Origin of the sequence: Caulobacter sp. S45, from assembly GCF_903642205.1 — a bacterium.
Lineage (GTDB): Bacteria > Pseudomonadota > Alphaproteobacteria > Caulobacterales > Caulobacteraceae > CAHJWH01.
Window position 1 is genome coordinate 1 of record NZ_CAHJWH010000187.1, and the last position, 5,486, is coordinate 5,486.

Annotated in this window: 5 protein-coding genes, 1 tRNA gene and 1 pseudogene; 2 read left to right on the forward strand and 5 right to left on the reverse strand. The window is 66.9% G+C overall.

Features of this window, described 5'->3' with window-relative positions:
* Nucleotides 1-242 (reverse strand): annotated as a pseudogene (locus tag HUV06_RS14410) (imidazolonepropionase); the annotation flags it as partial.
* Between the two features lie 62 nt (nt 243-304).
* On the opposite strand from HUV06_RS14410, the gene HUV06_RS14415 reads away from it, so the two are divergent.
* Nucleotides 305-1,663 carry a formimidoylglutamate deiminase gene (locus HUV06_RS14415; protein WP_217433900.1) on the forward strand — a complete coding sequence of 453 codons (1,359 nt, stop codon included), beginning with the start codon at nt 305-307 and terminating at the stop codon, nt 1,661-1,663.
* A gap of 66 nt (nt 1,664-1,729) precedes the next feature.
* On the opposite strand, the gene HUV06_RS14420 is transcribed toward HUV06_RS14415, so the two are convergent.
* From HUV06_RS14420 to HUV06_RS14435, 4 genes are all read right to left on the reverse strand, one after another.
* Complete coding sequence (locus HUV06_RS14420) at nt 1,730-1,972, reverse strand: hypothetical protein (RefSeq protein WP_174301947.1); 243 nt, start codon at nt 1,970-1,972, stop codon at nt 1,730-1,732.
* The gene (dmeF, locus tag HUV06_RS14425) at nt 1,969-3,291 is read right to left on the reverse strand and encodes a CDF family Co(II)/Ni(II) efflux transporter DmeF (RefSeq protein WP_174301948.1); all 1,323 of its coding nucleotides are present in this window, start codon (nt 3,289-3,291) and stop codon (nt 1,969-1,971) included. The genes HUV06_RS14420 and dmeF overlap by 4 nt, the downstream gene beginning before the upstream one ends.
* Complete coding sequence (locus HUV06_RS14430) at nt 3,288-3,563, reverse strand: metal/formaldehyde-sensitive transcriptional repressor (protein ID WP_174301949.1); 276 nt, start codon at nt 3,561-3,563, stop codon at nt 3,288-3,290. Before HUV06_RS14430 ends, dmeF begins: the two co-directional genes overlap by 4 nt.
* 501 nt (nt 3,564-4,064) lie before the next feature.
* Nucleotides 4,065-4,139, reverse strand: a tRNA-Lys gene (locus HUV06_RS14435).
* A gap of 249 nt (nt 4,140-4,388) precedes the next feature.
* On the opposite strand from HUV06_RS14435, the gene HUV06_RS14440 reads away from it, so the two are divergent.
* A complete protein-coding gene (locus HUV06_RS14440) occupies nt 4,389-5,417 on the forward strand; it encodes a hypothetical protein (RefSeq protein WP_174301950.1) in 1,029 nt (342 codons plus the stop codon).
* Nucleotides 5,418-5,486: the final 69 nt, after the last annotated feature.

A 5,486-nucleotide genomic window follows, 5' to 3' on the forward strand; every position in this document is an offset into this window, starting at 1 on the left:
AACTCGGCGGCCCGATCACCCGCATGGACGAGATGGGTATGGGGATCGATGAGGCCCGGAGTGACCCAACAACCCTCGCAATCCACGACGGACACCGGCGCCAGGTCAGGCGCCTCGGCGGCCGGACCAGCATAGACGATCCGCCCGTCGCGGCAGGCGATCATACCCTGCTCGATCTCGCCCACTCCGGGGCCGGTCATGGTGGCGAGGCGGGCTTCACGCCAGATCGTGTCGCACTTCATGGTGGGAAGACTTGGCGGAGTGCAAACTTTTGTCTAGTCAAAATGTGGGCATGGAGGCTGCCATGCAGAAGGTGCTGTGGTCTGAGGCGGCGCTGCTCCCGACGGGTTGGGCGAGCAACGTGCGTGTGACCGTCAAGGACGGCTTGATCAGCTCAGTCCAGTCGGACATCTCGGACGCCGCAGGGGCTGAGCGAGCCGGCGTGGTCGTGCCCGGCCTCTGCAATGTCCACAGCCACAGTTTCCAAAGAGGCATGGCGGGGCTCGCGGAGGTGCGCGGGCCGAGCGATGACGACTTCTGGACCTGGCGGGCCTGGATGTACCGGTTCCTTGATCGGCTGGGACCCGAAGAGATCGAAGCCGTCGCCGCACAAGCCTTCATGGAGATGCTGGAGAGCGGCTTCACGCGGGTGGGCGAGTTCCACTATCTCCATCACGCCCCGGACGGTCATCCTTACGACAATCCGGCCGAGACGGCGGAGCGCATCTGCGCGGCGGCGGCGCAGGTGGGCATAGGCCTGACGCTGCTGCCGACCTTCTACGCCCACGGTGGCTTCGGCGGTGCGCCGCCTACAGCCGGCCAGCGCCGCTTTATCAATGACGTCGATGGCTTCCTGGACCTGGTCGAACGCAGCCGCAGTCCGGTGGCCGCGCTGACGGGCGGCGTGGTCGGGCTCTCGCCGCACAGCCTGCGGGCGGTCACGCCGGTCGAGCTGGCGCGGCTCCTCCAGGCCGCGCCCGAGGGTCCCATCCACATCCACGCCGCCGAGCAGGTCAGGGAGGTGCAGGACTGCCTGGCCTGGTCGGGACGGCGTCCCGTCGCCTGGCTGCTGGATCACGCGGAGGTGGACGCCAGATGGTGCCTGATCCATGCCACGCACGTGGACGATGACGAGCTCGTCCGGCTGGCCCGTACGTGCGCTGTCGCCGGGCTTTGCCCGATCACGGAGGCCAATCTCGGAGACGGCGTCTTCCCCGCCAAGGCGTTCGCAAACGCTGGCGGGCGGTTTGGGGTCGGCACCGACTCGAACGTCCTTATCGACGCCGCGGGCGAGCTGCGGACGCTGGAGTATTCGCAGCGCCTGGCGCTGCGGTCGCGCAACGTGCTGGCAGGTCCCCTAAATCCAAGCGCCGGCGCCACCCTCTTCAAGGCCGCTCTGGACGGAGGCGGGCAGGCCATGGGCGTGGCGACCGGGATTGCAGTCGGCGCCTCGGCCGACTTCCTGGAGCTGGATCGAACGGCGGCCGCGCTGGCGAGCCGTGGACAAGACGCCCTGCTCGACGGCTGGCTGTTCGCCGGCAGGTTCAGGGAGATCAAGACGGTGTGGCGCGCGGGCGTCCGTGTGGTCGAGGGCCGCCGCCACATCCACAGGGACCAGGTCGAACGGCGCTACGCCAAGGCGCTTGAACGCCTGGTAGCCTAGGAGCCACCGTCCGCGTCGCCACGATAAGGCGGGGGCGTCCGATGTTGGTCGCCAGGCGTTCAGAGCCTAGGCGGCAGAGCCGATCCCGGTGGCCGTGGTGATCGCCAGGGCGGCGTAGGCCTGCCGCGCCGCCCCAAGCGCCTCGGGCAGAAGATCGAACAAGGCGATACCGATGACGGCGCCGCTGCTGAAGCCGAGAAAGAGCGTCAGGGCTGAGCGAAAGCGCAGGGCCAGGCCGCCGCCAAAGAGAGACGCCGCACTCGTGAACACCCCGACCATCAGCGCCGGGAGCCACCTCGTGGCCGTCACGCCGAGGCTTTCGTCACTTCAACGGTGAGGTGGGAGACAGATGAGAGGCTCCCCAGCTTCTGGCGATAGAAGCCCGCGTCATGATCCTGTCCGGTCATGACCGAGACGATCGCGCCCAAGTGGCCCGGGCCGAGCCGCCAGAGGTGGAGATCGGTGACGATGTCGCGCTGATCTTCCACCAGCTTGCGTATCCGCTGCGCGAGCCGCTCGTCCGGCGTCATGTCCAACAGGATGGCGCCTGTATCCCTGATGAGTCCGTAAGACCAGCTTGCGATCACCAAAGCGCCGACCAAGCCGGCGGCCGGGTCCATCCACAACCAGCCGAAGAGGCGGGCTAGGAACAACCCCGTGATGACGAGAACGGAAACAGCCGCATCCGCTAGAACGTGGACGATCGCTGCTCGCATGTTGTTGTCGCGGGCATGGTTTACGCCATGCTCTTCGCCGTGGTCATGTTCTAGGAAGCTCAGCTTGAAGTCTTCTTCTTGACTGGCTGGCTTGAGCCAAAGCCAAACGTCGAAGGCGTGGGGCTCGGGGATCGTCTCGACGCTCTCCAGGTAATCGCCTCGGGAGGCGAACGTGAAGGGTTGAACAGCGCTGCCCCTGTTGGTCACCAAGCCGACTTGGTCAGGCGCAAGCGGAACACCTTCCAGGACGGACAACCTGAAGCGAGGGGGCTCGCCGCCCTCGAATATCTCCAGACGGGCGACGCCGCCGCTGTAGCGCACCTCCTGAGCCTCTTCCTCGTGCTCGTGGTCATGAGGGTGGTCGTCGTCGTCATGGCTGTGCCCATGCCCATGCCCATGCCCATGCCCATGCCCATGATGGTGATCATGGCCGCCGCTCAGCAGCCAAGCGCTGGCCACGTTCACGGCCAAGCCCAGGAACGCGATCGGGATCGCCTCGCCGAAATGGATGGGCACCGGGGAGAAGAAGCGAGAGACGGACTCGTAGCCGATCAGAAGCGCGATCATCGCCAGCACGATCGCGCTGGTGAAACCCGCCAGGTCTCCGAGTTTGCCCGTCCCGAAGCTGAACCTCGGGTCGCGCGAATACCGGCGCGAGAAGGTGTAGGCGAGGGCGGCGAGCAGGAGAGCCCCGGCATGAGTGGACATGTGGAGCCCGTCGGCCACAAGGGCGATCGAACCGAACAGGATGCCGCCCACGATCTCCACCATCATCATGATCCCGCACAGGACGATGACGATCCAGGTACGACGCTCATTCCGGTCATGGCCTTCGCCAAGGTAGACGTGGTCATGGCCATAGCCGAGCGGGACGTCAGTCGAGGCGGCAAAGGCGGGCGCAGGGACGTTCATTTCAGATAGGCCCTAACCACTTCCAGGAGTTGCTCGGCGGCCTCGCGGTCAAGGGCGTCGGGATGTTTGTCGGCATCGACGAGGTGGGTGAGGACATGATCCTCCACCACCTCGGCCATGAGACCAGCCATCGCGCCACGCGCCCCGGCAATGAGGTGCAGGACGGTCTCGCACCCGGTGTCGCTCTCCAGCGCTCGCTCGATTCCCTCAACCTGGCCTCGCAGACGGCGAACCCGAGAGAGCAGCTTCTCCCGATGTCGGATCGTGTGCATGAGACCAGGCGGTTAGCATAGGGGGGTTACCTATGCCACGAGCATCAGGATGTCGGCTGCGTGGTCAATGCGGCGGGCACGCGAGCTTCAGGAATGAATGCACTCGCCACAGAAACTCGCACCGGTCTTCAGGCTGGAATGCAGAAGATGCCGATGCGAGCCTTGATGCGGCGACGGGCCGCCACTTCCCAGCCGGTGAACCTCACTGCGCCGATCGTGATCGGAGATCGAACCGGAGACGCCTCGGGGCTCCTAGGAGCCGAGTAGGCGGAAATCGCCAAAGTCAATTTTCTCAACGGGCGGGGCAAGTTCCTTAACGATAGTGCGTCTGCCATACTTGCCAGCCTGGCTCGCAGACGCCCAACCCGCCACGGCATCGACCTGCCGGTCCGTCATCCCCGCTAGTCCAGCGGCGTCGCGCCACCCATGTCTCAGTCCGTGGAAACAGGCGCTCCTATCGAAAATACCTTCCCGTTGAGGGGTAAGGATTTTCATGAGGTGTGGTGGGTTGGCTGGGGGTCGAACCCAGGACCGTTCGATTAAAAGTCGAATGCTCTACCACTGAGCTACCAACCCGCCGGGCCCTGGGGCGCTTCGCGACAAGGCCCCTTTAGCCCGGCTCAAGCCGTGGCTCAATGCGTCCGCCGGAACCGCGACGATGGCAAGCTCGGAGCGGCGCCGCACAGGGCCTCGATGTGCGGGCTTTCAGGGCGGAAGTCGGGCGCTGCTGCGGCGGGGACCGACAAAATCCGGCGCAGCGACAAATGTGTTTGTCCGATCTGAGATGTTGTGGGTAAATTAAAGCTGCGGTTGCGGGAGCTGCCGATGCCGAAAGTCTTGAACTCTGGGTACGCGGTGGCGGCGCTTGGCGCGGCGGTGGCCGGTTGCCAGTCTGCGCCGGTACGCTACGCCAACGACGGCGTGCACGCGACCTATTCCGTCGCGGCCACGGGTGCGAGCGCGGTCCGGAGCACGGGCGGGGAGCTCTATCTGGGCGCAGGCGACGCGGTGCGCCGGCCGCTGCATGATCTCAATATGATGCAGGACAAGATCCCCCCGGTCCTGCTGCGGGCGGAATCGCATCCCTACGACCTGCGCGGGGTGAACAGCTGCAACGACGTGCTCGACCGCGTGGCGGAACTGGACCTGGCGCTCGGCCCCGATGTCGACACGCCCAAGGAGCGGCGCCACACCCGCGTGGCGAGCGGCGCCAACTTCGCCGCGGAGGCGGCGCTGGACGCGGCCGGCAGCGCGGCCGAACACTTCCTGCCCATGCGCGGCACCATCAAGCAGATCACCGGCGCCCAGCGCTACGAGAACCACGTCAAGCACGCCCAGCTGGCCGGCACCACGCGCCGCTCCTTCCTCAAGGCCATCGGCATGGAGCACAGCTGCGTCTGGCCGGCCGCGCCGCTGGACTTTGTGCCCACCCAGGTGGCGGACGCGGCTGCGGCCTGGGCCGGTCCGCCGGTCACCAGCCCGGCCCAGACTGGCGGCGCGCCGGTCGTGCTCGCCTCCGCCGCCGTGTCTTCAAGGCTCGCCGCGCCCGTCCCGATGCAGGTCGCCACCGCAGGCCGGCCGGCCGCGGCGCAGGTGGTGCTGGCCTCGACGGCCAGCGCATCGACGACCGCCGCCTCGGCTCCGCGTCAGCCGGTTTTCGTTCAGGTCCGCGACCGGCTCGCCATCCCTGCCGCGGTATCCGCGGAGCCGATGCCGGATCAGGCCTGGCGGCCGGCCACGTCCGGCATGGTTGAGGTCTCCGCCCCTGTGGCGAACACCTCGGTGGCCGCGGGCGGCGGCGCCGCGGCGCCCTGGAGCGCGGCCTTCGTCGGAACGGCGGCGGGGCGGCCCTAGAGCGTGACCGGATCAGTTTGGAGCGTATCCTGAGTTGACGAGGTAGTTGGCGCACTCCTGGGGGCTGAA

Coding starts and splice junctions, on each gene's coding strand:
- HUV06_RS14415 (WP_217433900.1), top strand. CDS start 305: ATGCAGAAGGTGCTGTGGTCTGAGGCGGCGCTGCTCCCGACGGGTTGG.
- dmeF (WP_174301948.1), bottom strand. CDS start 3,291: ATGAACGTCCCTGCGCCCGCCTTTGCCGCCTCGACTGACGTCCCGCTC.
- HUV06_RS14430 (WP_174301949.1), bottom strand. CDS start 3,563: ATGCACACGATCCGACATCGGGAGAAGCTGCTCTCTCGGGTTCGCCGT.
- HUV06_RS14440 (WP_174301950.1), top strand. CDS start 4,389: ATGCCGAAAGTCTTGAACTCTGGGTACGCGGTGGCGGCGCTTGGCGCG.